26 protein-coding genes are annotated in these 26268 nt (G+C 70.8%); 11 read left to right on the forward strand and 15 right to left on the reverse strand.

The genetic code is table 11. The annotated features are described in order from the left end of the window. Positions 1-92 precede the first annotated feature (92 nt). Genes MKK68_RS03215 through MKK68_RS03230 form a run of 4 tightly spaced genes read right to left on the reverse strand, consistent with a single transcriptional unit; the run spans position 93 to position 4593 of the window. Entirely contained in the window at positions 93-1073 is a 981-nt protein-coding gene (locus MKK68_RS03215) for an ABC transporter ATP-binding protein (protein ID WP_147858105.1), read from the reverse strand. Continuing rightward, positions 1070-2002: an ABC transporter permease gene (locus MKK68_RS03220; protein ID WP_244028672.1), complete on the reverse strand. Its 933-nt coding sequence runs from the start codon at positions 2000-2002 to the stop codon at positions 1070-1072. The genes MKK68_RS03215 and MKK68_RS03220 overlap by 4 nt, the downstream gene beginning before the upstream one ends. After that, the gene (locus MKK68_RS03225) at positions 1999-2976 is read right to left on the reverse strand and encodes an ABC transporter permease (RefSeq protein WP_243945806.1); all 978 of its coding nucleotides are present in this window, start codon (positions 2974-2976) and stop codon (positions 1999-2001) included. Before MKK68_RS03225 ends, MKK68_RS03220 begins: the two co-directional genes overlap by 4 nt. Positions 2977-3000: 24 nt before the next feature. After that, entirely contained in the window at positions 3001-4593 is a 1593-nt protein-coding gene (locus MKK68_RS03230) for an ABC transporter substrate-binding protein (protein ID WP_244028674.1), read from the reverse strand. A gap of 308 nt (positions 4594-4901) precedes the next feature. On the opposite strand from MKK68_RS03230, the gene MKK68_RS03235 reads away from it, so the two are divergent. Then, on the forward strand, positions 4902-5408 hold the full coding sequence (locus tag MKK68_RS03235) for a hypothetical protein (protein ID WP_147725565.1): 507 nt from the start codon (positions 4902-4904) through the stop codon (positions 5406-5408). A gap of 25 nt (positions 5409-5433) precedes the next feature. Here MKK68_RS03235 and MKK68_RS03240 read toward each other — a convergent pair whose 3' ends face one another. The 4 genes from MKK68_RS03240 to MKK68_RS03255 all read right to left on the reverse strand — a co-directional run bounded on the left by MKK68_RS03240 (position 5434) and on the right by MKK68_RS03255 (position 9328). Further along, positions 5434-5649 carry a hypothetical protein gene (locus tag MKK68_RS03240; protein WP_244028676.1) on the reverse strand — a complete coding sequence of 72 codons (216 nt, stop codon included), beginning with the start codon at positions 5647-5649 and terminating at the stop codon, positions 5434-5436. A 264-nt stretch (positions 5650-5913) separates the two neighbouring features. Continuing rightward, the gene (locus tag MKK68_RS03245) at positions 5914-6642 is read right to left on the reverse strand and encodes a MarR family winged helix-turn-helix transcriptional regulator (protein ID WP_244028678.1); all 729 of its coding nucleotides are present in this window, start codon (positions 6640-6642) and stop codon (positions 5914-5916) included. Between the two features lie 147 nt (positions 6643-6789). Next, a complete protein-coding gene (locus tag MKK68_RS03250) occupies positions 6790-7188 on the reverse strand; it encodes a response regulator (protein ID WP_244028680.1) in 399 nt (132 codons plus the stop codon). Positions 7189-8056: 868 nt separating this feature from the next. Further along, complete coding sequence (locus MKK68_RS03255) at positions 8057-9328, reverse strand: adenosylmethionine--8-amino-7-oxononanoate transaminase (RefSeq protein ID WP_244028681.1); 1272 nt, start codon at positions 9326-9328, stop codon at positions 8057-8059. A gap of 90 nt (positions 9329-9418) precedes the next feature. On the opposite strand from MKK68_RS03255, the gene MKK68_RS03260 reads away from it, so the two are divergent. Further along, positions 9419-10540: an aminotransferase class I/II-fold pyridoxal phosphate-dependent enzyme gene (locus MKK68_RS03260; protein ID WP_244028683.1), complete on the forward strand. Its 1122-nt coding sequence runs from the start codon at positions 9419-9421 to the stop codon at positions 10538-10540. Between the two features lie 110 nt (positions 10541-10650). Here MKK68_RS03260 and MKK68_RS29850 read toward each other — a convergent pair whose 3' ends face one another. From MKK68_RS29850 to purE, 4 genes are all read right to left on the reverse strand, one after another. Continuing rightward, the gene (locus tag MKK68_RS29850; protein WP_409567152.1) at positions 10651-10992 is read right to left on the reverse strand and encodes a DUF6894 family protein; all 342 of its coding nucleotides are present in this window, start codon (positions 10990-10992) and stop codon (positions 10651-10653) included. Positions 10993-11192: 200 nt separating this feature from the next. Beyond that, the gene (locus MKK68_RS03265) at positions 11193-12065 is read right to left on the reverse strand and encodes a tetratricopeptide repeat protein (RefSeq protein ID WP_147725558.1); all 873 of its coding nucleotides are present in this window, start codon (positions 12063-12065) and stop codon (positions 11193-11195) included. A gap of 274 nt (positions 12066-12339) precedes the next feature. Beyond that, a complete protein-coding gene (locus tag MKK68_RS03270; RefSeq protein WP_244028685.1) occupies positions 12340-13440 on the reverse strand; it encodes a 5-(carboxyamino)imidazole ribonucleotide synthase in 1101 nt (366 codons plus the stop codon). Then, a complete protein-coding gene (purE, locus tag MKK68_RS03275) occupies positions 13437-13934 on the reverse strand; it encodes a 5-(carboxyamino)imidazole ribonucleotide mutase (protein ID WP_409567153.1) in 498 nt (165 codons plus the stop codon). Before purE ends, MKK68_RS03270 begins: the two co-directional genes overlap by 4 nt. Here purE and MKK68_RS03280 point away from each other — a divergent pair. Then, positions 13903-14067 (forward strand): hypothetical protein, encoded by a 165-nt coding sequence (locus MKK68_RS03280; RefSeq protein WP_243935606.1) that lies wholly within the window; start codon positions 13903-13905, stop codon positions 14065-14067. The two genes, purE and MKK68_RS03280, sit on opposite strands and share 32 nt — an antisense overlap. On the opposite strand, the gene MKK68_RS03285 is transcribed toward MKK68_RS03280, so the two are convergent. Next, positions 14057-14275, reverse strand: a complete 219-nt coding sequence (locus tag MKK68_RS03285) for a YdcH family protein (RefSeq protein ID WP_147725555.1) — start codon at positions 14273-14275, stop codon at positions 14057-14059. The two genes, MKK68_RS03280 and MKK68_RS03285, sit on opposite strands and share 11 nt — an antisense overlap. Before the next feature lie 157 nt (positions 14276-14432). Between MKK68_RS03285 and MKK68_RS03290 the strand changes: the two genes are divergently transcribed. From MKK68_RS03290 to MKK68_RS03325, 8 genes are all read left to right on the forward strand, one after another. After that, on the forward strand, positions 14433-14615 hold the full coding sequence (locus MKK68_RS03290; RefSeq protein ID WP_147725554.1) for a YdcH family protein: 183 nt from the start codon (positions 14433-14435) through the stop codon (positions 14613-14615). Between the two features lie 151 nt (positions 14616-14766). Next, entirely contained in the window at positions 14767-16695 is a 1929-nt protein-coding gene (locus tag MKK68_RS03295) for an AMP-binding protein (RefSeq protein ID WP_244028689.1), read from the forward strand. A 103-nt stretch (positions 16696-16798) separates the two neighbouring features. Continuing rightward, positions 16799-17917 carry an NADH:flavin oxidoreductase/NADH oxidase gene (locus MKK68_RS03300; RefSeq protein WP_244028690.1) on the forward strand — a complete coding sequence of 373 codons (1119 nt, stop codon included), beginning with the start codon at positions 16799-16801 and terminating at the stop codon, positions 17915-17917. 114 nt (positions 17918-18031) lie between these two features. Beyond that, complete coding sequence (locus tag MKK68_RS03305) at positions 18032-18907, forward strand: glycosyltransferase family 2 protein (protein ID WP_244028692.1); 876 nt, start codon at positions 18032-18034, stop codon at positions 18905-18907. Beyond that, a complete protein-coding gene (locus MKK68_RS03310; RefSeq protein WP_244028694.1) occupies positions 18904-19863 on the forward strand; it encodes a glycosyltransferase family 2 protein in 960 nt (319 codons plus the stop codon). The genes MKK68_RS03305 and MKK68_RS03310 overlap by 4 nt, the downstream gene beginning before the upstream one ends. 54 nt (positions 19864-19917) lie before the next feature. After that, entirely contained in the window at positions 19918-20676 is a 759-nt protein-coding gene (locus MKK68_RS03315) for a glycosyltransferase family 2 protein (RefSeq protein WP_147858102.1), read from the forward strand. Continuing rightward, positions 20673-21371, forward strand: a complete 699-nt coding sequence (locus tag MKK68_RS03320) for a TVP38/TMEM64 family protein (protein ID WP_244028695.1) — start codon at positions 20673-20675, stop codon at positions 21369-21371. Before MKK68_RS03315 ends, MKK68_RS03320 begins: the two co-directional genes overlap by 4 nt. Next, positions 21368-22813: a DUF2142 domain-containing protein gene (locus MKK68_RS03325; RefSeq protein ID WP_244028697.1), complete on the forward strand. Its 1446-nt coding sequence runs from the start codon at positions 21368-21370 to the stop codon at positions 22811-22813. Before MKK68_RS03320 ends, MKK68_RS03325 begins: the two co-directional genes overlap by 4 nt. A 13-nt stretch (positions 22814-22826) precedes the next feature. Here MKK68_RS03325 and glgA read toward each other — a convergent pair whose 3' ends face one another. Next, a complete protein-coding gene (glgA, locus tag MKK68_RS03330) occupies positions 22827-24362 on the reverse strand; it encodes a glycogen synthase GlgA (RefSeq protein WP_147725216.1) in 1536 nt (511 codons plus the stop codon). 177 nt (positions 24363-24539) lie between these two features. Continuing rightward, entirely contained in the window at positions 24540-26126 is a 1587-nt protein-coding gene (locus MKK68_RS03335; RefSeq protein ID WP_244028699.1) for an alpha-amylase family glycosyl hydrolase, read from the reverse strand. Between the last annotated feature and the right edge of the window lie 142 nt (positions 26127-26268).

The raw sequence follows: 26268 nt of genomic DNA on the forward strand, positions 1-26268 counted from the left end.
CGGCTGCCGCTCGATCATCCGGTTGAGCCACGGCTTCGACACGTCGAACAGCCGTCGCAGGCCCTCGACCTCGACGTACGGCGCGGGCGCGCTCATGCCGCCACCTCGGCGCGATCGTAGAGGTGGCAGGCGACGCGGTGCCCGCCCACCGGGATCGGGTCGGGGCGCTCGACGCGGCAGCGGTCGAACACCTTCGGGCAGCGCGGGTTGAAGGCGCAGCCGGCGGGAATCGCGGTCAGGCGCGGCATCGCACCGGGGATCTGCGCCAGCCGCCCGGTCTCCTGCGTCAGCGTCGGGATCGCGCCCATCAGGCCCTTGGCGTAGGGATGCAGAGGGTCGCCGACCACGGCGCGGACCGGGCCGATCTCGGCGATGCGGCCGGAATACATCACCGCGACCCGGTCGGCCGCCTCGGCGATCACGCCCATGTCGTGGGTGATCAGCATCACGGCGGTGCCGTGATCGCGCCCGAGGCGCTTGAGCAGGGTGATGATCTGCGCCTGCACCGAGACGTCGAGCGCCGTCGTCGGCTCGTCGGCGATGATCAGCTCAGGCTCGGCCGCCAGGGCGAGGGCGATCACCACGCGCTGGCGCATGCCGCCGGAGAACTCGTGCGGATAGCCGTCGATCCGCCGCTCGGGCGCCGGGATGCCGACCTCGGCGAGCAGGTCGATCGCCCGCGTCCGCGCGGCCCTGGCCGAGAGGTCGGTATGCGTCTGCACGGTTTCGATGATCTGCCGTCCGATGCGGTAGAGCGGGTTGAGGCTGGTCAGCGGGTCCTGGAAGATCATGCCGATGCGCCGGCCCCGGATGCGGCGCAGCCGCTCGGGCGGCAGGTCGTCGATGCGTTCGCCGCCGAGCCGGATCTCGCCGCCGCTGATCCGGCCGGGCGGGTCGATCAGGCCGATCACCGCCGCGCCGGTCACCGATTTCCCGGCGCCGGATTCGCCGACGACGCCGAGGATCTCGCCGCGGGCGATGTCGAAGGACACGCCGTCGATCGCCTTCAGGATGCCGCGCCGCGTCGCGAACTCGACGCGCAGGTCGCGGACGGAGAGGACGGGTTCTGTCATTGCAGCTTCGGGTTCAGCGCGTCGCGCAGCCAGTCGCCGAGCAGGTTGATCGCCAGCACCAGCCCGGCGAGCGCCAGGCCGGGGAAGGCGACGATCCACCACTCGCCGGAGAACAGGAAGCGGTTGCCGGTGCGGATCAGCGTGCCCAGCGACGGCATGGTCTCGGGCAGGCCGGTCCCGAGGAACGACAGCGTCGCCTCGGTGATGATCGCCAGCGCGAGGTTGACCGTCGCGATGACGAAGACCGGTCCCAGCACGTTCGGCAGGACATGGCGGACCATGATCACGGGCGACGACAGCCCGATCAGGCGCCCGGCCTGGACGTAGTCCTTGTTCTTCTCGACCATCACCGAGGAACGGACGGTGCGGGCGTACTGCACCCAGAACGACAGCCCGATCGAGACGACGATCAGCCCGATGGTCGCGTTGGTGTCGAGGCCGCCGCCGGCCGCAGCCTTCGCCACGCCGTCGACGACCAGCGCGATCAGGATCGCCGGGAAGGTCAGCTGCACGTCGGCGACGCGCATGATGACCGTGTCGACGAGGCCGCCGAAGTAGCCGGCGATCAGCCCGAGCGCGAGGCCGAGGCCGCCCGAGACGAGCACGCCGAGAAGGCCGACGACGAGCGAGAGGCGCAGGCCGTAGAAGACGGCCGAGAGCACGTCGCGGCCCTGGTCGTCGGTGCCGATCAGGAACGGCGCCTGCCCCTCCGCCGACCAGATCGGCGGCAGGTTCGAGTTGATCAGGTCGAGCTCGGCCGGATCGTACGGATTCTGCGGCGAGATCCACGGCGCGGCGATGGCGAGCGCGAAGAACAGCACCGTGACGGCGAGCGCCGCCATCGCCAGCTTCGAGCGGCGGAAGCTCGCGAAGACGTCGGAATCGAGGAACCGCGCCCAGCGCGAGGGCGTCGCGGCGAGGGCGCTCATGCGGTGCGCCCCGCCAGCCGCAGGCGCGGGTCGACGATCGTGTAGAGCACGTCGACCGCGAGGTTGATCGCCACGAAGATCGCCGCGACCAGCAGCAGGTAGGCGGCCATGATCGGGATGTCGACGTTCTGCACCGCCTGCACGAAGAGCAGGCCCATGCCCGGCCACTGGAACACCGTCTCGGTGATGATCGAGAAGGCGATCACCGAGCCGAGCTGAAGCCCGGCGATGGTGATGACCGGGACGAGGGTGTTCTTCAGCGCATGCCCGAAATGGATCGAGCGGGTGGTGAGGCCGCGCGCCCGGGCGAAGCGGATGTAGTCGGCGCGCAGCACCTCCAGCATCTCGGCGCGGACGAGCCGCATGATCAGGGTCATCTGGAACAGCCCCAGGGTGATCGAGGGCAGGATCAGGGCGCGGAGCCCCGAGACCGTGAGGAAGCCGGTGGTCCACCAGCCGAGGCGCACGGTGTCGCCGCGGCCGAACGACGGCAGCCAGCCGAGCGTCACCGAGAACAGGAAGATCAGCAGGATGCCGATCAGGAAGGTCGGCAGGCTGACGCCGGCGAGCGAGATCGCCAGGAAGAGCTTGGCCAGCGCCGTCTCGCGGTGCAGCGCGCAGTAGACCCCCATCAGGATCCCGACGACGAGGGCGAAGATCGTGGCGCACAGCGCCAGCTCGAGGGTCGCGGGCATCCGCTCCGCCAGCAGGTGCGAGACCGGCTGGCGGAACTGGTACGAGATCCCGAAATCGCCTCGCAGCACGTTGGCGGCGTAGCGCGCCGCCTGCACCGCGACGGAATCGTCGAGCCCGAGGTTCCTGCGGATCTCGGCCCGCTCCGAGACCGGGGTGTCGACGCCGACGATCTGGTTCACCGGGTCGCCGGCGAAGCGGAACATCGAGAACGCGATCACCCCGACGACGGCCAGGACCACGACCGATTGCAGCAGGCGGCGGAGGATGAAGGCGAGCATCGGGTCAACCGTTCATGCCGCGCCTCAAGGCTTCTTCGACACCCAGTAGAGCAGCAGGAGGTTGTCGGGCCGCTGCGTCAGCGTCACCGTCTTCGAGACGCCCCAGGCCAGCGCCTGCTGGTGCAGCGGGATGACGGCCCAGTCCTTCTGCAGGATCTCGAAGCCCTCCTTGATCTCGGCGTCGCGCTTGGCCTGATCGGTCTCGCCCTCGACCTGGTCGGCGATGGCGTCGAGCTTGGTGTTGCAATAGCCGCCGAGGTTCCAGCCGCCGCGGCTCGACTTCGGATCGGTCCGGCAGCCGACCATCTCGTAGAGGATGTTGTGGCTGTCCTGCGACGACGGCGTCCAGCCCAGCAGGTAGAACGCGGTGTCGTAGTTCGGCGCCAGCACCTTGGCGAAGTACTTGGCCTTCGGCTGGGCGTTGAGGTTCACCTTCACGCCGACGCGGGCCAGCATCGACACGACCGCCTGGCAGATCGCCTCGTCGTTGACGTAGCGATCGTTCGGGCAATCCATCGGGACGGTGAAGCCGTCCGGGTAGCCGGCCTCGGCGAGCAGCGCCTTGGCCCGCTTCGCGTCCGTCGTTGGGCGCTTGAACTCGGCCGAGCGCGCGTAGAGCGAGGGCGCGATCATCAGGGCGGTCGGCGTCGCCTGCCCGCGCATGACTCGCTTGGCGATCGTGTCCTCGTCGATGGCGAGGTACATCGCCTCGCGCACGCGCACGTCCTTGAACGGGTTCTTGCCCTTGACGCTCGAATCCTTGAGCTCCTCGCGGACCTGATCCATCCCGAGGAAGATCGTGCGCAGCTCCGGCCCGGTCATCACCGTGGCGTTGCCGCTGGCGTTGACGCGCTGCTGATCCTGCAGCGGCACCGGGTCGATCCAGTCGACCTCGCCGCCGAGCAGGGCCGCGACGCGGGTGGCGTCGTTCGAGATCGTGGTGAACACCGCCTCGTCGAGGTTCGACTCGACCTTGCCCCAGTAGCCGGGGAACTTCTTGAAGATGGTGCGGACGCCGGGCTGGTGCTCGGTGATGACGAACGGGCCGGTGCCGTTCTCGTGCAGGGTGGCGTAGCTCGGCGACGCCGCGCTCACGGGCGAGGGCGCGACGGCGTTGTTCTTCTCCGCCCAGGCCTTCGACATGATGTACCAGGTCGAGAACTGGTAGACCGCGATCGGGTTGGGCTTCGCCAGCACCATGTCGACGGTGTGCTCGTCGACCTTCACGAACTTGGCGTCGGACGGGATGTTGGTGGTAAAGCTCGATCCGGCGGCCCGGACCCGGTCGGCGGAGAACAGCACGTCGTCGGCGGTGAAGGGCGAGCCGTCGTGGAAGCTGACGTTCTTGCGCAGGTGGAAGCGCCAGCGCGTCGGCTCCGGCGTCTCCCACGATTCGGCGAGGCCGGGCGCGAGGTTGAGATCCTTGTCGCGGGTGATCAGCGCCTCATAGACCGCGGCGTGCATGCCGATCGTGAAGCTTTCCTTCAGCGAATACGGATCGAGGGACTTGATGTCGCCCTGGAAGGCGAAGCGGAAGACGTTGGCCGCCTGGGCCGGCGCCATCCCGAAGGCCAGGGCAAGGCCGGCGGCGGCCGCGAACGTCCGGATCCGTGACATCGACAAACGCAACTCCCTGAAGCGACCGGTCTCGGCGGGATCGACGACCCTTGGATGCCTAAGAAAACGGCACCGGGTCAACCGCCCGTCATATCATTCGGGATGATCCGTCGTTTCGGCGCCCGCCGCGAGGGCGCGCACGCATGGATCGCCATGCACCATGCGGGACTCGTGCCAGCGGTTGCGGATCGCCGACCGCGCCGGATCGATCTCGGCGGTGCATGACCTTTCCGAGGCCCCTCGACTCTCGATGCACCGTCGTCCACGGCTCTTCGCGCGCGCCGCGATCGGCGACGGGGGAGGTTGTCTTGAGAAACATCATTGCGACGACGGCGGTTCTTGGATTCCTTTTCGCAAACCCAGCATCCACCGCGTCGGCGAAGCCGTTCGAGCTGCCCGACACCAAGCCGATCGTGACGATCGACCTCCCTAACGCGTGGTCGCCCGAGGAAATCGAGAAGGGTGCCCAGGCGACGTCCCCGGATACGTCGATCTACGTCGCTTTCGAGGTGCAGAACCTTAAGAACCTCGAGAACGCCATCGTCGAAGGCGTGAAGTTCTTCGCCGAGAGCGGTGTGAAGATCGATCCGAAGTCGCAGAAGAAGTCCGAAGCCAAGATCAACGGCTTCGACGTGGTCGATCTCGGCTGGGACGGCGTCGACAAGGACGGCCCGACCAAGGTGAGCCTGTCGATCATCGTGCTGTCGGAGACCAAGGTCGGCATGCTGTCCTACTGGGGCTCGCCCGCCGGCGAGACGAAGTACGCGGCGCAGCTCAAGGCGATCGCCAACAGCATCCAGCCGCTCGGCCGATAGGCGACTCGCCGTCGCCGGGGCGGACCTAGCTCGCCGGGGCGGACCTGCCCTCGCGGCGGTCCGGCCCGGCGCCGCCGCACAGGTGCCGGGAATCGCCGAGCGTCCGGAAATCCTGCGTGCGCAGGTTGGTCGTCGTGAAGACCTTGCCGCGGTCATCGCCCTTCGGGATCGAGACCGGGCAGGTCTTCACAGGATCGCCGACCTTCGCGTCCGCGACCGCCGGGACGAAGACGTAGGACACGCTTCGACGCCGTTTCCAAGCTCGACGCCGGTGCCGTCGTCGGTGGCCTTGCTCTTGGGTCTCATCAGCGGAGCGCCGAAGCGCCTCCCGATCGCGGGAATCACCGTCGTCGCGCAGGCCCCGACCCGCCTCGGCATCGCATCGCCGGCGACGGTGGGTCCGGCAAGGCGTGCGGCGATCACGACGGCGACGGCGAGGGGCGTGGGCGTGCCCGCAGCGTATCGCCCGCGGCCATCGTGTGCAGCGGCTCCGAACGGCGCCGCGTCAGTGCGCCGGGATCGGGGCGAGCGCGTCGGCTTCGTCCTCGTCGGCCTCGATTTCCGCATCGGCCTCGGTCTCGTGCCCGGTCAGCCCGCCGGCCTCGGCGAGTCCCTTGGCGGCCTTGCGCAGGAGCTTGCGCAGGCGTCGCCGCTCCTTGTTGTCGAGGCCGGCGAGCAGCTCCGCCTCGACCGCGTCCCAGATGCCCTCGATCGCCTCCGCCTTGGCGAGGCCCGCCTCAGTGAGGCGCACGCGCACGATGCGGCCGTCGCCGGCCTCCGCGCGTCGCTCGACGAAGCCGAGGGCGGCGAGCCGCGAGATCGTCTTCGATGCGGTCGGCGGGCGCACGCGCAAGGTCGCGGCGAGGTCGCCCATCGTCATCGTGCCGGAGGCCGCGAGCACCTGCACGACCTGCTCCTGGCCGGCGAACAGGTCGAGCGTCGCCAGCCGGTCGCCGATGCGGGCGCGATGCAGGCGCGCCGCCTGGACCAGCGCCCAGCCGACGCTCTTGGCGCCCGGTGGCTTCGATCCGGGCCGCTTCGCGGCCGCCGTTTCGGGGCTCGGAGCCGGGACCTCACCGGGGCGCTCAGCCGAGGCGTCGCGGCTCTTGCGCTTGATCCGCGCCGCGTCGGGAGCCGGCCGCCCGTCCTTCCGGTTCTTCGCCTTGCCGTTCACGGGGAGCCCCGGGTTCTCGATGACCGGCGCGGCTGCCGGGATCTCGTCCGCCGCTGACATCCCATACTCCGCGCTGCACGACCGAACACGCCGAAAATCCGGCCCCGGAAACGGGACCGGCCTCGTTCGCGGCCGGCTGTGCCTCGGGCGTGTGAAGCTGGGATGACGGTCGGGGCGGCGATCCCCTGCTCAGCAGGGCATGAGGCCTCAGCAGGGCATGAGGCGGCGGAGCTGGTCGAGGATGTCCTCGCCGCTGCACGGGCGGGCGATGAAGTGCGCGCCGGCCGGCATCCGGGCCGGGTCGGGCGCGGCGCGGCCGGAGACGATCAGGATCGGCAGCTTCGGCCGCGCCTCGGCGACGGAGCTGGCGAGGTCGAAGCCGTTGGCCTTGCCCGAAAGCTCCACGTCGGTGACGAGGCCGCAGATGTCCGGCCGCGCCTGAAGGATGCTCATCGCCCGCTCGGCCGATGCGCATTGCACCGTCTCGTAGCCGCCACCCTCGAGAACGTCGCCGAGATCCATGATGGTCAGCGCCTCGTCCTCGACGAGGAGGATCACGGGCCGGTCTTCGTGGGGACTCGTCTGCTCGCTCGTCACGATATGCATCTCCAGCGTTTTGGTCCGGGAGCGTCGCCGGGACACGCCCCCCGCCGCACCCTCATCCTGGATGTCCAACGGCAGAGGGGCGTTCCGGTTGCAGCGACGCTGGCCGGTCCTCGAAGCGTCCGTGGCAGGTCGAATGCCACCGACATCGGGTCGGAAAGTCTTTCCCGTGGATGACGGCCGAAGGTCGTCGCTCCGCCCTGCAACGATCCGCCGCCGATCCGGCGATGTCCCCGCTTCGTGCCGGCGACCCGCAGCGCGGCGTTCGGCGACACGGGCGGCTGCGATCTCTATCGCTAGGTAATCATTCCGTGATAATGGAGCGCCTCCGGATCGTCGATCTCGGCGCGGTTCCGGCCCCCGACCGCGACGACGGATCGGAGGATGCCATGCGACGGCGTGACCTCGAGCAACTTCTCCCCCTCGCCATTCTCAGCATTTCCACAGTGCTGGCCGTACGACTCGACTCGCGGCCTGGAGCGCTGGCGACCGCCGCGAGCGCCGCTTGTTCGCCTCTGATGAAATGGTGGCTGGAAACCCGGCGAATGCCATCGGCATTCGATGACGGACGGGCGATCAGGAAGAGGCCTATCATCATCGCAGCGGGTTGGACGCTCCTCGGTACGGCGATCGCCGCGCGGCCGCTCTACGACCTCGTCGCCGCGCTTGATGGCGGAGTCGCGATCGGATCGGCCGTTTGCGTGGTCTGGAGCGGCACGCTGTACTGGATCCTGAGATCGGGACGGTCAGCGCTGAACCGCCCCCCGTGCGTGCCGGCGAGATGCGACATCCGGCGCGGCCTTGAGTGGGTGGGATCCCATTCCTTCGCGAAGCACCGCCTTCCTCGCCGCAGCCCGCGTCATGGTGCCCGTCAAATCGCCCTGTGCGACGCGACCCCCGTGGATACCGAGACGACGGATTCGATCAGGTGGTCGAGGTCGTCCCGGCCGATGGTCAGCGCCGGCGTCAGGTAGACGACGTCGCCGAACGGGCGCACCCAGACGCCGCGCTCCACGAGCCGCGCCTTGAGCGTCGCGAGGTCGGGCGGCTCGGCGAACTGCACCACGCCGATCGCGCCGAGCGTGCGGATGTCGGCGATGCCCGGCCGCCCACGGAGCGGTTCGAACCCTTCCGCGAGGCGCGTGCTGATCGCGCGGGCCTGCTCGAGCCGCGGCTCGCGCGCGAACAGGTCGAGGCTGGCATTGGCGGCCGCGCAGGCGAGCGGGTTGGCCATGAAGGTCGGGCCGTGCATCAGCGCGGCGCCGGGATCGTCCGACCAGAAGGCGGAGAACACCTCGGTGGTGGCGATCGTGGCCGCGAGCGCCAACGTGCCGCCGGTCAGCGCCTTCGACAGGCACAGGATGTCGGGCACGATGCCGGCCTGCTCGCAGGCGAACAGCGTGCCGGTGCGGCCGAAGCCGGTGAAGATCTCGTCGACGATCAGCGGCAGGCCGTGGCGGCGGGCGAGGCGCGCGATCGTCGCCAAGACCTCGGGCGGATGCATCCGCATGCCGCCCGCACCCTGCACCAGCGGCTCGACGATCACCGCGGCGAGCTCGGTGCGGTGGCGCGCGAGGATGCCGTCGAGGGCGGCCGCCTCCGCCTCGGTCCGCGGCAGGTCGGAGAAGAGCTGGCTCGGCAGGAAGGCGCCGAAGCGGCGGTGCATGCCCTCCTCGGGGTCGCAGACCGACATCGCCCCGACCGTGTCGCCGTGGTAGCCGCCGCGGAACGCGAGGATGCGGGTGCGGCCGGCCTCGCCGCGGTTCAGCCAGAGCTGCACCGCCATCTTCAGGGCGACCTCGACGGCGACCGAGCCGGAATCGGTGAAGAACACGTGGTTCAGGTCGCCGGGCAGCAAGCCGGCGAGCCGGCGCGCTAGACGCTCGGCCGGGGCGTGCGTCAGCCCGCCGAACATCACGTGCGGCATGGTGCCGAGCTGCTCGGAGACCGCCGCGGCGATGTGGGGATGGTTGTAGCCGTGCACCGCCGTCCACCACGAGGCGATGCCGTCGACCAGCGCCCGCCCGTCGGCGAGCACGATGCGCGAGCCGTGCGTGCGCACCGCTTCCAGCGGGGGCGCCGCATGCTTCATCTGCGTGTAGGGGCGCCACAGGGGCGCGGCGCTCGGATCGTCGGTCGGCATCCGCAGATCGATGCGGGCATGCCGCGCGACGGTCAACCGGGCGCGAAGCCGGACTTGACTCCGGCCGGCGCCGCGGGGCTTTGAGGCCCGATGTCGAGCCTCGAATCCTTCGCCCGCGACAAGCTTTCCGGCCTGGATGCCGCCGCCCTCCGCCGCCGCCTGGTGCCGACGATCCGCGCCGCCGACGCGATGGCCGAGCGCGGCGCGCGCCGGCTCGTCTCGTTCTCCTGCAACGATTATCTCGGCCTGAGCCACGACCCGCGGGTGATCGCGGCCGCGCAAGCTGCCGTCGCCGCCTACGGCGCCGGCTCCGGCGGGTCGCGGCTGGTGACCGGCAACCATCCGCTGCTGACCGCGCTCGAAGCGCGGCTCGCCGCGCACAAGGGCACCGAGGCGGCGCTGGTGTTCGGCAGCGGCTACCTCGCCAACCTCGGGATCACCCCGGCGCTGGTCGGTGGGGGCGACCTCATCCTCGTCGACGAACTCGCCCATGCCTGCATGTGGGGCGGTGCGCGGATCTCGGGCGCGACGATCCTGACGTTCCGGCACAACGACGTCGCCGACCTCGGCCGCCTGCTTTCGGCGCATCGCGCGCAGCATCGCCGGGCGATGATCCTGACCGAGCGGGTGTTCAGCATGGACGGCGACCGCGCGCCGCTCGGCGACATCCTCGGGCTCGGCGACGACCACGACGCCTGGACGCTGGTGGACGACGCGCACGGGCTCGGCGTCGTCGAAGGCGGCCCGCGGGCGCCGCTGGAGATGGGCACCCTTTCGAAGTCGCTCGGCTCCTACGGCGGTTATCTCTGCGCGTCGCAGGCGGTGATCGACCTGCTCACCAGCCGCGCCCGCAGCTTCGTCTACACCACCGGGCTGCCGCCGGCCTCTGCGGCCGCCGCCCTCGAAGCTCTGGCGATTCTGGAGGCGGAGCCGGAGCGGGGTGCCAAGCCCCTGGCGCTCGCCCGCCGCTTCACCGCGCGGCTCGGATTGCCGGAGGCCGAAAGCGCCGTGGTGCCGGTAATGGTCGGCGAGGCGCAGGCCGCGCTCGCGCGCTCGGCCGCCCTCGAAGCGCAGGGCTTCCTCGTGGTGGCGATCCGGCCGCCGACCGTCCCGGCCGGCACCGCGCGGCTGCGGGTGGCGTTCTCGGCGGCGCACGACGCGGCGCAGGTGGACGCGCTGGCCGACGGCATCGCCGCCCTGCGCTCGGCGTGACTTGACCTAAGAGGCGACGGCACCCGATCGCGGCGAGGCGCCCCATGGATCGGCCGCGCCGCTCGCGCGCGACCGGGCGACGATCAGCTGGGACATGCGGATCGTCTGGCTCAGGCGATCGATCGAGTCGGAGACGGCTGCGCGCAGACGCACCGCCCGCACCATCTCGCGGCGCTGCGTGGCCGACGGGCGGGAAGAAGCCGACGCCTGCTTCGGAGACCCTTGCTCAGCATCTCGCGGAACGGGACGTCCATGAGCAGGAGGCCGTCGGCATCCGTGATCTCGAAGGCGTAGGGCATCGGGTCGTGGCCGGACCGTGCCAGCTCCGCCGCCATGTCGAGGATGGCGCGGCAGACCTCGAGATACGCCGCATCGAGGTCGGCGAATTCCAGCCCGATCTCGTCGCGTTCATAACCGCTCGGGCCACGTAGATGACAGTAGAAGTACGGCATCCGACGAAGTGTGACAGGTTTCGAGCGCCGGCGCCATGGGTGTTCCTCGGCCCGATGGCGGCAAAGGTCGTCATTTTCCTGTCGCTTTCACCCTACGGTCTTGGTTATCTCGGCTGTTCGCGCGGTGGTGGTCATCGCGATCCGAAACGAAGAACGCCGCGCTCTCGCGCGGCGTTCTTCGTTCGAGCAAACCTCGGGCTTCAGTTGAACAGCGAGCCGACGCCGCCCTGCACCCGGCCGAGGCCCTGGCGGGCGATCGGGTTGCTCGGGTCGATGGTGGAGGCGCGCTGGTAGTTCTCCATCGCTTCCTTCTTGCGGTTCGACTTCTCGTAGGCGAGGCCGCGATAGGCCCAGGAGGTCGCGTCCTTGTTGTTCACGTTGAGGGCCGCGTTGTAGTCCTCGATCGCCTTGTCGTACTGGTTCGTGGCTATCAGGCTCTGGCCGCGGGCGGCGTAGGGCGCGCTGACGAAGGGATTGCGGTCGATCGCGGCGTCGAAGTCGCCGATGGCGGCGGTGTTCTGGCCCTGCTTCTGCCGGACCAGGCCGCGGGCATGATACGCCTCGGCCGATTCGGGCATCAGGCGGATCGCCACGTTGAGGTCGCTCATCGCGCCATCGAGGTCGCCCTGCGCCCGCAGCACGTTGGCGCGGCCGATATAGGCGGGGCCGTAATTCGGGTCGGAGGCGATCGCCTTGGTGAAGTCCTGCAGCGCCGCGTCGTTGCGGCCGGTCTGGCGATAGGCCAGCGCGCGGTTGTTGTAGGCCGAGCCGGAATTCGGGTCGATCTGCACCGCCTTGGTGAAGTCGCCGATCGCGTCGTTGAACTGGCCCGCGCGGGCATAGGCCGCGCCGCGGGTGTTGTAGGCGGCGGCGTCGTTCGGGTTGCGCTGCACCACCTCGGTCAGCGAGGCGATGTTGACGTTGGTCGCGCCCGTGGTGTCCGCCTCGAGCACCGCGAATTGCCGTGGGCCGGCAGCGCTCCCCACGGTCTCGCAGCCGGCGAGCGCCACGCTCGCGAGCGCAGCGAGGCCGAGCAGGGCCGACCGTTGAAACCGCACGCTGTCTGACGTCATCGCCCCATTCCCCTCGGCACGGTGCTCAAGTCTGCAGCACGCCCGAACCTTGATCCACGCACCCCGAGCGGCGCGGCCGACACGGAACCGGTCCGATCCGGTCGCGTAGGCTCCGGCACGTTCGCGCATCGCGGTGAACGCCCGATTAAGCACGGGCGACGGACCCGTTGATGCGGGCCGATGTGGCGAACATATGGCTCGACTGGAAAAGACCTTGCGATCTTGGGAGCAGAGCGCACGCGAAGCATCCGCTGTTGTGCGGATGCATCGGATTTCAGGGCTCGAGGCGGGTGACGTGGCCCATCTTGCGGCCGGGCCGGGCTTCGCCCTTGCCGTAGAGATGCAGATGCGCGCCGGGCTCGGCCAGCAGCGACCGCCAGCCCGAAACCTCGTCACCGATGAGGTTGCGCATCTCGGCGCGCAGTCCGCCGGGGCGGGACGGATCGCCGAGCGGCCAGCCGCAGACCGCGCGCACGTGCTGCGCGAACTGCGAGGTCGCGGCGCCCTCGATCGTCCAGTGCCCGGAATTGTGCACCCGCGGCGCGATCTCGTTGACGACGAGCCGCTCGCCGCCGTCGGCCTCGCGCACCAGGAACATCTCGACAGCGAGCACCCCGACGTAGTCGAGGGCGTCGGCGATCGTCCTGGCGATGGCGAAGGCGGCCTGCGCCGTCTCCGGCGCGATCCCCGGCGCCGGCGCGCGGGTGACGGCCAGGATGTGGTTGCGGTGCTCGTTCTCGCACAGGTCGAAGGCGGCGAAGCTTCCGTCGGCCGAGCGTGCGGCCACCACCGAGACCTCGCGCTCGAACGCGACGAAGCCTTCGAGGATCAGCGCCGCGCCGCCGAACTCGGCGAAGATCGCGTTGCGATCCGATTCGGCCTCCGTCCGGATGATGCGCTGGCCCTTGCCGTCGTAGCCGAAGCGGCGGGTCTTCAGCACCGCCGGGCGGCCGATGGCGTCGAGCGCACGGGCGAAGTCGTCCGGCGTGTCGACGGCGCGGAACGGCGCCGTCGGGATGCCGAGGCGGTTGATGAAGTCCTTCTCCGACAGCCGGTCCTGCGTCGTCGCCAGCGCCGAGGCGCTCGGGTGAAGCGGCGCGTGCGCCGCCAGCAGGTCGGCGGTCTCGCGCGGGATGTTCTCGAACTCGTAGGTGACCACGTCGACGCTTCGCGCGAACCGCGCCAGCGCCTCGGAGTCGTCGTAGGCCGCGCAGGTGGTCGCGGCCGCGACGTCGAAGGCCGGGCTGTCGGCGTCGGGGCAGTAGACGTGGACCTTGAGGCCGAGATTCGCCGCCGCGAGCGCGATCATGCGGCCGAGCTGGCCGCCCCCGACGATGCCGAGGGTACTGCCGGGCGCGATGGTCTTCGTGGTCACGGGGTCTCGGTCTCCGGCCGTTCGGCGACGGATGCAGTCTGGGCCGCGCGCCACGCATCGAGGCGGGCGGCGAGGTCGGCATCGGACAGCGCGAGCACGGCGGCCGCCAGGAGCGCGGCGTTGACCGCGCCGGCCCGGCCGATCGCCAGCGTCCCCACCGGAATGCCGGCCGGCATCTGCACGATCGAGAGCAGGCTGTCCTGTCCTGACAGCGCCTTGGATTCGACCGGCACGCCGAAGACCGGAAGGCTCGTCATCGCGGCGGCCATGCCGGGCAGGTGCGCGGCACCGCCGGCGCCCGCGATCACCACCTGGAAGCCGGCCGCCTTCGCGCCCTTGGCGAAGGCCACCAGACGGTCCGGCGTGCGATGCGCCGAGACGATGCGCGCGTCATGGGCGACGCCGAGCGCGTCGAGCGTCTCGGCGGCGTGCCGCATGGTCGCCCAGTCGGACTGGCTGCCCATGATGATCGCGACCGCAGGCGCCGGCACCATCCGCGTCAAACCCATTCTCTGCGCGAAGGAGGCCCGTGAGCCCGAATCCGCCGCTGGCAAGCTCGCCGCTTACAGGCGCGGGCCCGACGCGGCAAGGCGAGGCGCGGCGGCATCCACCGGCATCAGGCGATGATGTCGGGGGTGATCTGGTCCTCGACGAAGGCGATCCGGTCGCGCAGCGTGAGCTTGCGCTTCTTCAGCCGCTGGATCTGCAGCTGATCGCCGGCGACGTTGCGCTCGAGGGCGTCGATGGCGTCGTCGAGGTCGCGGTGCTCCTGCCTCAGCCGCGCCAGCTCGACGTCCAGTTCGGACTGCTCATCCGGGACCAACTCAACCGTCATCGTCGCCTTCGAAACCCGCCGCGTGCCTGGAGCGAGCATGCGTCAGGCACGCCCGAGCGGCAAGCATTCGTGAGGCATAGGCTGAGGATTGCCTTCGACAGCCGGCTCGACATGTGCGAGATTCGACCGGTCGGAACGATGACAGGAGACACGACTCATGTCGCTGCAGACGCATCTGAGCCAGCTCACCCGGAAGCACGAAGCCCTCGAACGGGAAATCCACCAGGCGACGCTGAGGCCGTCCGAGGACGACCTTCGCATCGCGGAGCTGAAGCGGCGAAAGCTTCTCCTGAAGGACGAGATCAACCGGTTGCAGGCCGACGTCGACACGCTGCACTGACGCGCCTGATCCCCAGCACGGCACCGAGGTCCGCCGCGCCGTCCCTGACGGCGCGGCTTTTTTGTGCGGTCCGCCGATCCTGCGGCGAGCGCGAGTCTGCTAGGCTCGCCCCGTAAGGCGCCCCGTGAAGAGGTCGCCCCGAGGAGCTGCCATGCCGACCGACCCCTCCGCCGATGCGCCGTCGCGCTATGCCGACGTGCACGCCGCCGCGATGCGCGATCCCGAGGGGTTCTGGCTCGACGCGGCGCGGGCGATCGATTGGGCGACCCGGCCGACGCGGGCCTTCGACGCCGCCTCCGGCCCCTACGGCCGCTGGTTCCCGGACGGATCGCTGAACGCCTGCTGGAACGCGGTCGACCGTCACGTCGCGGCCGGCCGGGCCGACCAGGTCGCGATCCGGTACGATTCGCCGGTGACCGGGACCAAGCGCGCGATCACCTACGCGGAGCTGCTTCGCGAGGTCTCCGCCCTGGCGGCGGTACTCGGCGACCTCGGAGTGGTGCGCGGCGACCGGGTGATCCTCTACATGCCGATGGTGCCCGAAGCCCTGTTCGGCATGCTGGCCTGCGCCCGGATCGGCGCGGTGCATTCGGTGGTGTTCGGCGGGTTCGCCGCCAACGAGCTCGCCGTCCGGATCGAGGACGCGGCGCCGAAGGTGGTGCTCGCCGCTTCCTGCGGCATCGAGCCGAGCCGGGTGGTCGCCTACAAGCCGCTGCTCGACGCGGCGCTCGCCGCGGCCAAGCACAAGCCCGCCGCCTGCCTGATCCTCCAGCGTCCGCAAGCGGCCGCGAGCCTCGTCGAGGGGCGCGACCGCGACTGGGCCGAGGCGGTCGCCGCGGCCTCGGGACGGTCGACGGACTGCGTCGCGATGGCGGCGACCGACCCGCTCTACGTGCTCTACACCTCCGGCACGACGGGCAAGCCCAAGGGCGTGGTGCGCGACACCGGCGGCTACCTCGTGGCGCTGGCCTGGTCGATGCCGAACCTCTACGGCGTCCAGCTCGGCGAGACCTACTTCTGCGCCTCCGACATCGGCTGGGTGGTCGGGCATTCCTACATCGTCTACGCGCCGCTCCTACACGGCTGCACCACGGTGCTCTACGAAGGCAAGCCGGTCGGCACCCCCGATCCCGGCGCGTTCTGGCGGGTCGTCGCCGAGACCGGGACCGTCTGCCTGTTCACCGCGCCGACCGCGCTGCGGGCGATCAAGAAGGAGGACCCGAAGGGCACCCACGTCGCCGGCCACGACCTCTCGCGCTTCCGCACCCTGTTCCTGGCCGGCGAGCGCGCCGACCCGGATTCGGTCGCCTGGGCCGAGCGGGTGCTCGACCGGCCCGTCATCGACCACTGGTGGCAGACCGAGACCGGCTGGCCGATCGCCGGCAACCCGGTCGGCCTCGGGATGCTGCCGGTCAAGCACGGCAGCACCTGCGTGCCGATGCCGGGCTACGACGTGCAGGTGCTCGACGAGGGCGGCAAGCCGGTGCCCGCCGGCACGATGGGCACCATCGCGATCCGCCTGCCGCTGCCGCCGGGCTGCCTGCCGACCCTGTGGGGCTCCGACGCCCGGATGCGCACGAGCTACCTCGAGACCTTCCCGGGCTGGTACGACACCTCGGACGCGGGCGTGATCGACGCCGACGGCTACATCACCGTGCTCGGGCGGACCGACGACATCATCAACGTCGCCGGCCACCGCCTCTCCACCGGCGGGATGGAGGCGGTGCTCTCCGCCCACCCCGATGTCGCCGAATGCGCCGTCATCGGCATCCGCGACGCGCTCAAGGGCGAGGCGCCCTGCGGCTTCGTCGTGCTCAAGGCCCAGGTCGCGCGCGATCCGGCGGAGATCGAGCGTGAGCTCGTCGCCAAGGTCCGCGACGAGATCGGGCCCGTGGCCGCGTTCAAGCTGGCGCTGACGGTCCAGCGGCTGCCGAAGACGCGCTCGGGCAAGATCCTGCGCGCCACGATGAAGCGCATCGCCGACCACGAGCCCTGGACCATGCCGGCGACCATCGACGATGCCGGCGTGCTCGACGAGATCGGCGAGAGCCTGAAGGCCCGCGGGATCGGGGAGGGGTGAGCCGCGCCCGGCTACGGCGCGAAGGGCCGGCATGAGGCGGCGAGCTGGCGTCCATCCCGAGAGTGCGGCACACAGCCGATGCCCCCGCAACCCGGAGTTGCCGATGACCGCCCGCCTGTTCGAACCGCTGACGCTCGACGACCTGACGCTGGAGAACCGCATCCTGATCGCGCCGATGTGCCAGTACTCGGCCCGCGACGGCGAGGCGACCGACTGGCACATGATGCATCTCGGCCAGCTCGCGATGTCGGGCGCCGGGCTGCTGACGCTGGAGGCGACGGCGGTGTCGCCCGAGGCGCGGATCACCGCGTGGGACCTCGGGCTGTACTCCGACGGCTGCGAGCGCGCGCTCGGTCGGGTTCTGGCGGCGATCCGCGAGTACGCGCCGATCCCGGTCTGCATCCAGATCGCCCATGCCGGCCGCAAGGCGTCGAGCCGAGCGCCCTGGGACGGCGGCCAGCAGATCGCGCCGGATCATCCCTACGGCTGGCGCACCGAAGCCCCGTCCGCCCTGGCACACGGCGACGGCGAGGTGGCGCCGCACGCCCTCGACGGCGCGGACCTCAAGCGCATCCGCGACGACTTCGTCGCGACCGCCAAGCGCGCGGTGCGCCTCGGGATCGAGGCGTTCGAGCTGCACGGCGCCCACGGCTACCTGCTGCACCAGTTCCTCTCGCCGCTGGCCAACCAGCGCACCGACGCCTACGGCGGCAGCCTCGAGAACCGGATGCGGTTCCCGCTCGAGCTGTTCGAGGCGGTGCGGGCGGTGGTGCCCGCAGGCCACCCGGTGTGGATGCGGGTCTCGGCGACCGACTGGGTCGAGGACGGCTGGGACCTCGAGGAGACCGTGGAGCTCGGCCAGCGCCTGAAGCGCGCCGGCGCCCCCGCGATCCACGTCTCGACCGGCGGCGTCTCGCCGAAGCAGGCGATCAAGCTCGGGCCTGGCTACCAGGTGCCCTATGCCGAGCGGATCAAGGCCGAGACCGGGCTCGCCACCATCGCCGTCGGGCTGATCTCCGAAGCGGACCAGGCCGAGGCGATCCTCGCCGAGGGCCGGGCGGACGCGATCTCGCTCGCGCGCGCCCTGCTCTACGATCCGCGCTGGCCCTGGCACGCGGCGGCCGCGCTCGGCGAGACGGTGCGCGCGCCCAAGCAGTACTGGCGCTCGCAGCCCCGCGAGCACAAGGACCTGTTCAAGGACCCGACCTTCGGCCAGCGCTGATCGCACCTATACCTGAGCCTGGGCCCGAGCCTCGGCCCGGGCCTCGCCTCGGGCGTGCGTTTCCGTTATCGGCTCGGGCCGCAGGCCGGATGCGGCCTGTCCTGGATGTGCGTGATGCTGGCCATCGGCCTGACCCTGTTCCACCCGAGCCGAGACCAGGTCGACGACATCGTCCGACGCTATGCCGGCAGCCGGCATCCGGTCCTCGCCTTCGACAATGGCGGCCTCGGCCCCGTGGATCGGATGAAGCTCGAAGCGGCCGGCGTGCGCTTGCTGTCGGCCGGGAGCAACGTCGGCATCGCCGCCGCCCTCAACGGCGTCGTCGAGGCCGCGACGCGGGTCGGCGCGGACGGCGTCCTCCTGCTCGACCAGGATGCGCAGGTCGGGCCGGAGATGATCGGCGCGCTCGCCGATGCCCGCACGCGGCTCCGTGCGGAGAATCGGCCCTGCGCGGTGATCGGACCGGTGCCGGGCCGTGCAAACGCCGAGGCCAAGCCGCCGCGGTTTCGGCGCCGGCCCGGGCAGGAGGCCGTCGGCACGCTGGTGCCGGTGGAATTCCTCGCGACCTCGGGCTCGCTCGTCGACGTCGCGGCGTTCCGCGCCGTGGGGCCGTTCCGGGCGGACTACTTCATCGACGGCGTCGAGCTCGAATGGTGCTTTCGCGCCTGGGATGTGGGCTACGGCTGCTGGATGGCGCAGGACGCCGCGATCGGCCACCGCGTCGGCGGCGGCACGATCCGCGCCCTCGGCATCGAGACGCCGCGCCAGCCGCTGTTCCGCATGGCGACCTACCTGCGCAACTCCGTCTACGGCTGGCGCCTGCGGCACATCCCGCTGCCGTGGAAGCTGCGCCAGGTCGCCTACCTCCCGGTGCAGACGCTCCTGTACTGGCGCGACAGCGGCTACCGCCCGGCGGTGCTGCGGCGGCTGGCCGGGGCGGTGCTCGATGGCTTCCGCGGCCGCCTCGGCCGCCCCTTCGACGCGCCATGACGACGCCCCGCACCGATCGACCGCCCGCGATCGACGTCGTGATCGTCAACTGGAACGGCGGCCCCCTGGTGCGCGCCTGCCTCGCCAGCCTGGCCGCCGCCGGCGACGATCCCGCCACGGACGTGGTCGTGGTCGACAACGCCTCGACCGACGGCTCCGCCGACGGCCTGGAGCGGCCGGACCTGCGCCTCATCGTGATCGGGAACGCCGACAATGCCGGGTTCGGGCGCGCCTGCAACCAGGGCGCGGCGGTCGGCCGGGCGCCGGCGATCCTGTTCCTCAACCCCGACACCGAGGTCGGGCCGGATGCGCTGCGTCTGGCGCTGGCGGCGCTCGACGCCGATCCGACGGTCGGCGTCGTCGGCGCACAGCTGGTCGACGAAGCCGGCCGTGTGCAGCGGATGTGCGCAAGGCGCCCGACCGCGGGCAGCCTGATCGGCCAGGAGCTTTATCTCGACCGGGTGATGCCGAGCCGAGTGCCGACGCATTTCATGACGGAATGGGACCATGCCGCGTCCGGTCCGGTCGACCAGGTGATGGGCGCCTTCCTGCTGATCCGCCGGTCGCTGTTCGAACGGCTCGACGGCTTCGACGAGCGCTTCCACGTCTATTACGAGGATGTCGATCTCTGCGCCCGCGCCTGGGATGCGGGCTTCACGGTGCGCCACGTCGCCGAGGCGACGGTCCGGCACGACGGCCAGGGGACGACCCGGCAGGTGAAGGCGCGGCGCCTGTTCTACATCCAGCGCAGCCGCATCCTCTATGCGGCCAAGCACCAGGGTGCGGCGACCGCCCTCGCGCTGCTGGCGGCGACCTTCGCGGTCCAGATCCCGTTGCGCCTCGCCCTGGCACTGCGTCGCCGGTCCCTGCGTGAGGCCGGGCAGGTCGTCCACGCGGCGGCGCTGCTCGGCGGCGCCGTTCCCGCCCTTCTCGCGCGGCTGCGCCGCGCCGATTGACCCGACCACAAGCGCGACGGACCGTCCCGAAGCGCGCCGACGTCAGCAGGATCCATGCTTCACGGACAGAAGATCGCCGTCGTCCTCCCGGCCTACAACGCGGCCGCGACCCTTCAGAAGACGTTCGACGACATCCCCAAGGACATCGTCGACGACATCATCCTGATCGACGACGCGAGCCGCGACCGGACCGCCCTCATCGCCGAGGGCCTCGGCATCCACACCATCCGGCACGAGCGCAACCGCGGCTACGGCGGCAACCAGAAGACCTGCTACGAGGCGGCGCTGGCGCGGGGCGCCGACATCGTCGTCATGCTCCACCCCGACTACCAGTACGCGCCGCGCCTGGTCACCGCGATGGCCTCGATGATCGTCTCGGGCGAGTACGATGCGGTCCTCGCCTCCCGCATCCTCGGCAAGGGCGCCCTCGTCGGGGGCATGCCGCGGTACAAGTACGTCGCCAACCGCGTGCTGACGCTGCTGCAGAACCTCCTCATGGGCCAGAAGCTCTCGGAATATCACTCCGGCTACCGCGCCTGGAGCCGCACGGTGATCGAGACGATCCCCCTCGACCGCTGCTCGGAGGACTTCGTGTTCGACAACCAGATGCTCGCCCTGGCGATGCAGGCCGAGTTCCGGATCGGCGAGATCTCCTGCCCGACGCGGTACTTCCCCGAAGCCTCGTCGATCAATTTCCGCCGCAGCGTCGTCTACGGCTTCGGCGTGCTGCGGACGGCCTTCGCCTACCGCCTGCACCGCCTCGGGATCCGCCGGGAACCGCTCTTCGCCCCCACCGGGACGCCGCGGCGATGAACGCCGCACGCACCCGCCTCGTCCTGGCGGGCGGGGTGCTTCTGGCTGCGATCGCGGTCCCGATCGTGCTCGGAGCGGTCTTCCCCGGAACGATCCTCGACCTGCTCCACGCAGCGATGAGCGCCGGTGCGGCCTTCGGTGTGGCCGGATGGGCCTGCCTCGTCCTCGCGCAAACCCTCGTCGCCACCGTCGGGATCCTACCGGCCTCCCTCATCGGCGTGGCGGCGGGCGCGCTCTACGGGCCCGGCCTCGGTTTCGCCCTCGCGACGGCGGGGACGCTGCTCGGCGCGGGCGCGAGCTTCGCCATCGGCCGGTCGTGGCTCCGCCCGCACCTCGCGGGCTGGGTTTCCGGCGGCCGCCGGCTGGCTGCCATCGACCGGATAATCGTTGCCGACGGTTGGAAGGCGGTCGGCCTGATCCGCCTGTCGCCGATCCTGCCGTTCGCGCCGACGAGCTTCGCCCTGAGCCTCACCACCGTGCACGCGGGTGCCTACGCCATCGGCACGCTCGCAGCCTTGCCCGGCCTCTTCGTCTGCGTCCTCACGGGCGCGGCCGGGCGCAGCGGCGTCCTGGCCGCGACCGGCGGAACGGCATGGCTTTCGCCGATCCTCCTCGGGATCGGGATCGCGGCGACCCTCGGCCTGACGATGAGGCTGCGCAGCGCGCTCGGGCCGTTCGAGGGCGCCGAGCGATGACCCTCGGCTCGGTTTCCGGCCGCGCAGCCGACGACCTCCGTCTCTGGCTCGGTGCGTTCCTGCTCCTGGCGATGCCGCTCTGCCTGGTGCTGGCGCTGGCGATCCCCCTCGGCGAGGTGGCGGACGAGCCCGCCCACCTCATTCGCGCGGCGAGCCTCGTCGACGGGCAGATCGTCGGGCATCGCGAGACCATCGTCGGCCCCGACGGGCGATCCGCGATGGCGGCGGGCGTCCGGGTCGATCCCGTCTGGGAAGAGCTGGCGCGCACCCGCATGCCGGACAACGCCAAGATCGCGGCGCCGCCCGTCGATCCGGCCGTTGGCACCGGGCCCTGGCGCCGGACCGGCGCCTTCGCGCCGCTCTACACGATCGCCACCTATTTCCCCGTCTTCTACCTGCCGGCGGCCGCCGGCCTCGGGATCGGTCATGCCCTCGACCTGTCGGCCCGGGCCACCGCCCGGCTCGGGCGCCTATTCGACGTGGCGGCCTACGCGCTGATCGGCCTCTGCGCCCTCGCGGTGGCACGCCGCGGCCGGGCCTGGCTGTTCGCCCTCCTCGCGTTGCCGATGACCCTGTCGCTCGCCGCCTCGTTCAACCAGGACGGGCTGATCGTCGCCGTCGCGATCCTGGCCGTCGCGCTGCTCACCCATGAGCCGGACGACCCGCGGGCGCGGCGACGCTTCGCCAGCGCCGCCATCCTGATCGCGCTGATCCTCCTGACGAAGCCGCCCTACGCTCCGATCGCGCTGATCCTGCTCCTGCCGCTCCCGCGCGGAACCGGGCACCGGATCGGCGCCGGCCTGCTTTCGCGCCTGGCTGCGGTCGCGGCGGTCGTCCTGCCGGCCGTGCTCTGGACCGCATACGCCACCGCGACGATCGCGACCCCGGTTCCACGGCCGCCCTACGAGGCCGGCCCGCTCTGGCCCGGCGACCGTCCGGCCACCTTCCACGGCACCGACCCGGCGGCGCAGCTTCGGGTGCTGATCGCGGAGCCGATGCGCTTCCTGACCGTGCCGGCGCGCTTCCTGCTGACGGTGAAGCACGCCGCGACGATGACCGAGGGCGTCGTCGGCATCCTGCGCTGGCACGACCGCCACCTTCCGGTGGTGCTGCACGCGCTGTGGATTCTCGCGCTCGCGGCGGCCCTGGCCGGCACCGGGCGAGCCCGCGGAAGCGGCGCCACCCTCGCGCTGCTGGTGCTCGCCGCCGCGCTCGCCCTGTGGCTCGTCCTGATCTCGCAGTATCTCAGCTGGACCAATGTCGGCGATCTGCGCATCGACGGGCCCCAGGGACGCTACCTGCTGCCGATCCTGCCGATCTTCGCGCTGGTCCTGAGGCCCGATGCCGAGGCGGGCGTCGCGCCCCCCCGACGCCTCGTCCGCTACGCGGCGGTCGCCGTCGCGGCCCTCGGCCTTGTCGTGGTCCCGATCGTGGCCTTGTGAGCGGCGGCTCGGGTCAGGCCGCGCGCCAGCGCAGGGCGGCGCCGTTGCCGAAGGCGCGGCCGTAGAGGGTGCCGTAATTGGCCGCGGCATCGTCCCAGCCGAAGGTGCGCGACATCGCCGTGCGGCGCATGGCGTTCAGGCGCTTCTTCTGGCCGAAGGTGTCGAGCGCCCGGCGGACGGCCCCGGTGAACCCCTTCGACGAGGTGTCGGCGAAGGTGAAGCCGGTGACGCCGTCCTCGACCGTGTCGGCGAGGCCGCCCGTGCGGCGCACGATCGGCAGCGAGCCGAAGCGCTGGGCGTACATCTGCGCGAGACCGCAGGGCTCGAAACGCGACGGCATCAGCAGGAAGTCGCTTCCGGCGAACATCCGCCGCGCGTCGCGCTCCTCGAACCCGACATGGACGCCGACCGAATCGGGGTGCCGCCGGGCGAGGCCGCGCAGTGCATCCTCGAACCGCGCCTCGCCCTGGCCGATGGCCACGAGCTGTCCGCCTTCCGCGACGATGGTCTCGGCCGCCTGGATCGAGAGGTCGATGCCCTTCTGGTGCACGAGCCGCGAGACGATGGCGAAGAGCGGCCCGCGCGAGACCGCGAGCCCGAACTGGCGCCGCACCGATTCCGCGTTGGCGCGCTTGCCCTTCCAGTCGTCGGCCTCGAACCGCGTCGCGAGGTGCGGATCGGTGCGCGGGTCCCAGCTCTCGTCGATGCCGTTGAGGATGCCGGCGAGCCGCCCCTGCGCGGCGCGCGTGCGCAGCAGCCCGTCGAGGCCGCAGCCCGAGTCCGGCGTCAGGATCTCGCGAGCGTAGGTCTCGCTCACGGTGGTGACGTGGGTGGCGTAGTACAGGCCGGCCTTGAGGAACGAGAGCTGCCCGTAGAACTCGACGCCGTTCATGTCGAAGGCGTCCTCAGGCATGCCGAGGCGCGCCATCGTCTCGCGCGGGAACAGGCCCTGGTAGGCGAGGTTGTGGATCGTCAGCACGCTCGGCACGCGGATCCGGCGCCAGGCGAGATAGGCCGGGGCGAGGGCCGACTGCCAATCGTTGAGGTGGAGGAGATCGGCCGCCCAGGCCGGGTCGGCGCCCTGCGCGATCTCGGCGGCGGCGAGGCTCAGCCGGGCGAAGCGCAGGTCGTTGTCGGGGAAGTCGCCGTCGGCGTTGCCGTAGGGAGTTCCGTCGCGCTCGTAGAGGCCGGGGCTGAGTAGGACGTAGATGCGAAGTCCGTCGCCGGTCTCGACGAGGCCGAGGTCGCAGGGCGGGACGCCGGCGAAGCCGTCGAGCCGCGCCACGACGGGCATGTTTGGAAACGCGTCGACCACCTGCCGGTAGCCGGGGATCAGGACGCGGACATCGTAGTGCTTGCGCAGCGCCCGCGGCAGCGCGCCGGCGACCTCGCCGAGACCGCCGGTCTTCACGAAGTCGGCCATCTCCGGCGTCGCGTAGAGGATGCGGGGCTGGAGTGCGGTGCGAAGGTCGGGCAGGGCGTGCGACGGCGTCAGGATCGGCCGATCGAGGTTCGCGGCGGCCGGGTGGTACGCGTGGGGCTCGACCATCGATGGGTTTCCGCGCCGTGCGGATCGGTCCTGGCGCACCGTTCCATCCGCAGCCGATCTCGACATTGCCAACGCCCTCGTGCTCCGCCGGGTTTCCGCTGCGACGCACAATCTAGGCCAGGCAGATCGTTAATGCGCGGTTCATCGCATTGCACTGCGGCATTTAGGTTCGCGGTTTCAGCACTTCTGCAGGATCAGCCCCTCGTCCGGCCCGAGCGCGATGGAAGCGACCGCGCCATCGCCGCCACGATGCCCGCGGGTCGAGAGAAGCACCGTCCAGGTCTCGTCGGCGGGCAGGGCCAGCATGTGCGAGGCGCCGCCGAAGTTCAGCAGGATGCGGAACGCGCCGTCATCGCCGAACCGCTCATAGGCGAACACGTCGGCCGCTTCGGTCGCGATGCCGCGATACGCGCCCACCGAAAGCGCCGCGTGCTCGCGCCGCAGCGCGAGGAGGCGCCGGTACAGGGTGAGGATCGAGGTCGGATCGTCGCGGAGCGCGTCGACGTTCCGGGCCGCCGCATCGTCGGAGAGCGGCAGCCACGGTTCCACCGTCGAGAAGCCGGCATGGACCTCGCCGTCCCACTGCATCGGCGTCCGCTCGGGATCGCGGCCGTGTCCGGGCTCGTTCCGCTCCCACGGATCGCGGACGCGGTCGGCCGGGATCGGCACGTGGGCCAGGCCGATCTCGTCGCCGTAATACAGCGTCGGCGTGCCGCGCAGCGTCAGCAGCAGCATCGCCGCGATCCGCGCCTGATCCGCCCCGACGCGGGCCGCGATGCGCGGCTGGTCGTGGTTGCCGAGCACCCAGTTCGGCCAGCCGCCGTCGGGCAGCGCGGCTTCGTAGTTCTCGACGAGGTCGGACACCGCCTCCGCGCTCCACGGCGTCTGGATCAGCTGGAAGTTGAACGGCATGTCGGCGCCGGAGAGGTCCGGGCCGTAATAGGCCATCAGCCGCTCCATCGGCAGGTAGATTTCGCCGATCAGCACCCGCTCGCCGTAGGGGCGCAGCACCGCGCGCATCTCGGCGATGACGTCGAGCACCTCTGGGCGGTCGGCGGAGTAGACCTGGGCGAAGCGGTTGATCTCCGGCTGCTCGGGCGAGAAGTCGGGATTGGCCGGATTGTCGCGGAATCCGGCATCCTTCATTAGGTGCCAGATCACGTCGACGCGGAACCCGTCGACGCCGCGCTCGAGCCAGAACCGGAGGGCGTCGTGCATCGCCGCCCGCACCGCCGGGTTGCGCCAGTTCAGGTCGGGCTGCTCCTTCAGGAAAGCGTGGTAGTAGTATTGCCCGGTGGCCGGATCGAGGGTCCAGGCCGGTCCGCCGAAGTTGCTGAGCCAGTTGTTCGGCGGCCCACCATCCGGGGCCGGATCGCGCCAGATGTACCAGTCGCGCCGCGGGTTCGTGCGCGACGCGCGGCTTTCCGCGAACCAGGGATGCGTGATCGCGCTGTGGTTCGGCACGAAGTCGAGAATCACCTTCAGCCGCCGCCGATGCGCTTCTGCGACCAGGGCGTCGAAATCGGCCAGCGTGCCGAACAGCGGGTCGATCCCGCAATAGTCGGCCACATCGTAGCCGTAGTCGGCCATCGGCGACGGGTAGATCGGCGAGATCCAGACCGCGTCGACCCCGAGCCAGGCGAGATGCTCGAGCCGGGCGGTGATGCCGGGCAGGTCGCCGATCCCGTCGCCGTCCGTGTCCTGGAAGGAGCGCGGATAGACTTGGTAGACCGTGCCGCGCTTCCACCAGACCGTGCCGGCCATGAGCGATATCCCCGAAGTTGACAGGCTCGGCTTTAGCGTTTTCGCCGGCGGGAGGCGACGGGGGTACGGTTCACCCGGAGTTCAACACCGGCGTGACAAAGTCCTGTCGGGTTTCGGTGCGACGGTGCTTGTGTCTGAAAGG

The organism is Methylobacterium sp. E-016 (assembly GCF_022829745.1).
Taxonomy (GTDB): Bacteria; Pseudomonadota; Alphaproteobacteria; order Rhizobiales; family Beijerinckiaceae; genus Methylobacterium.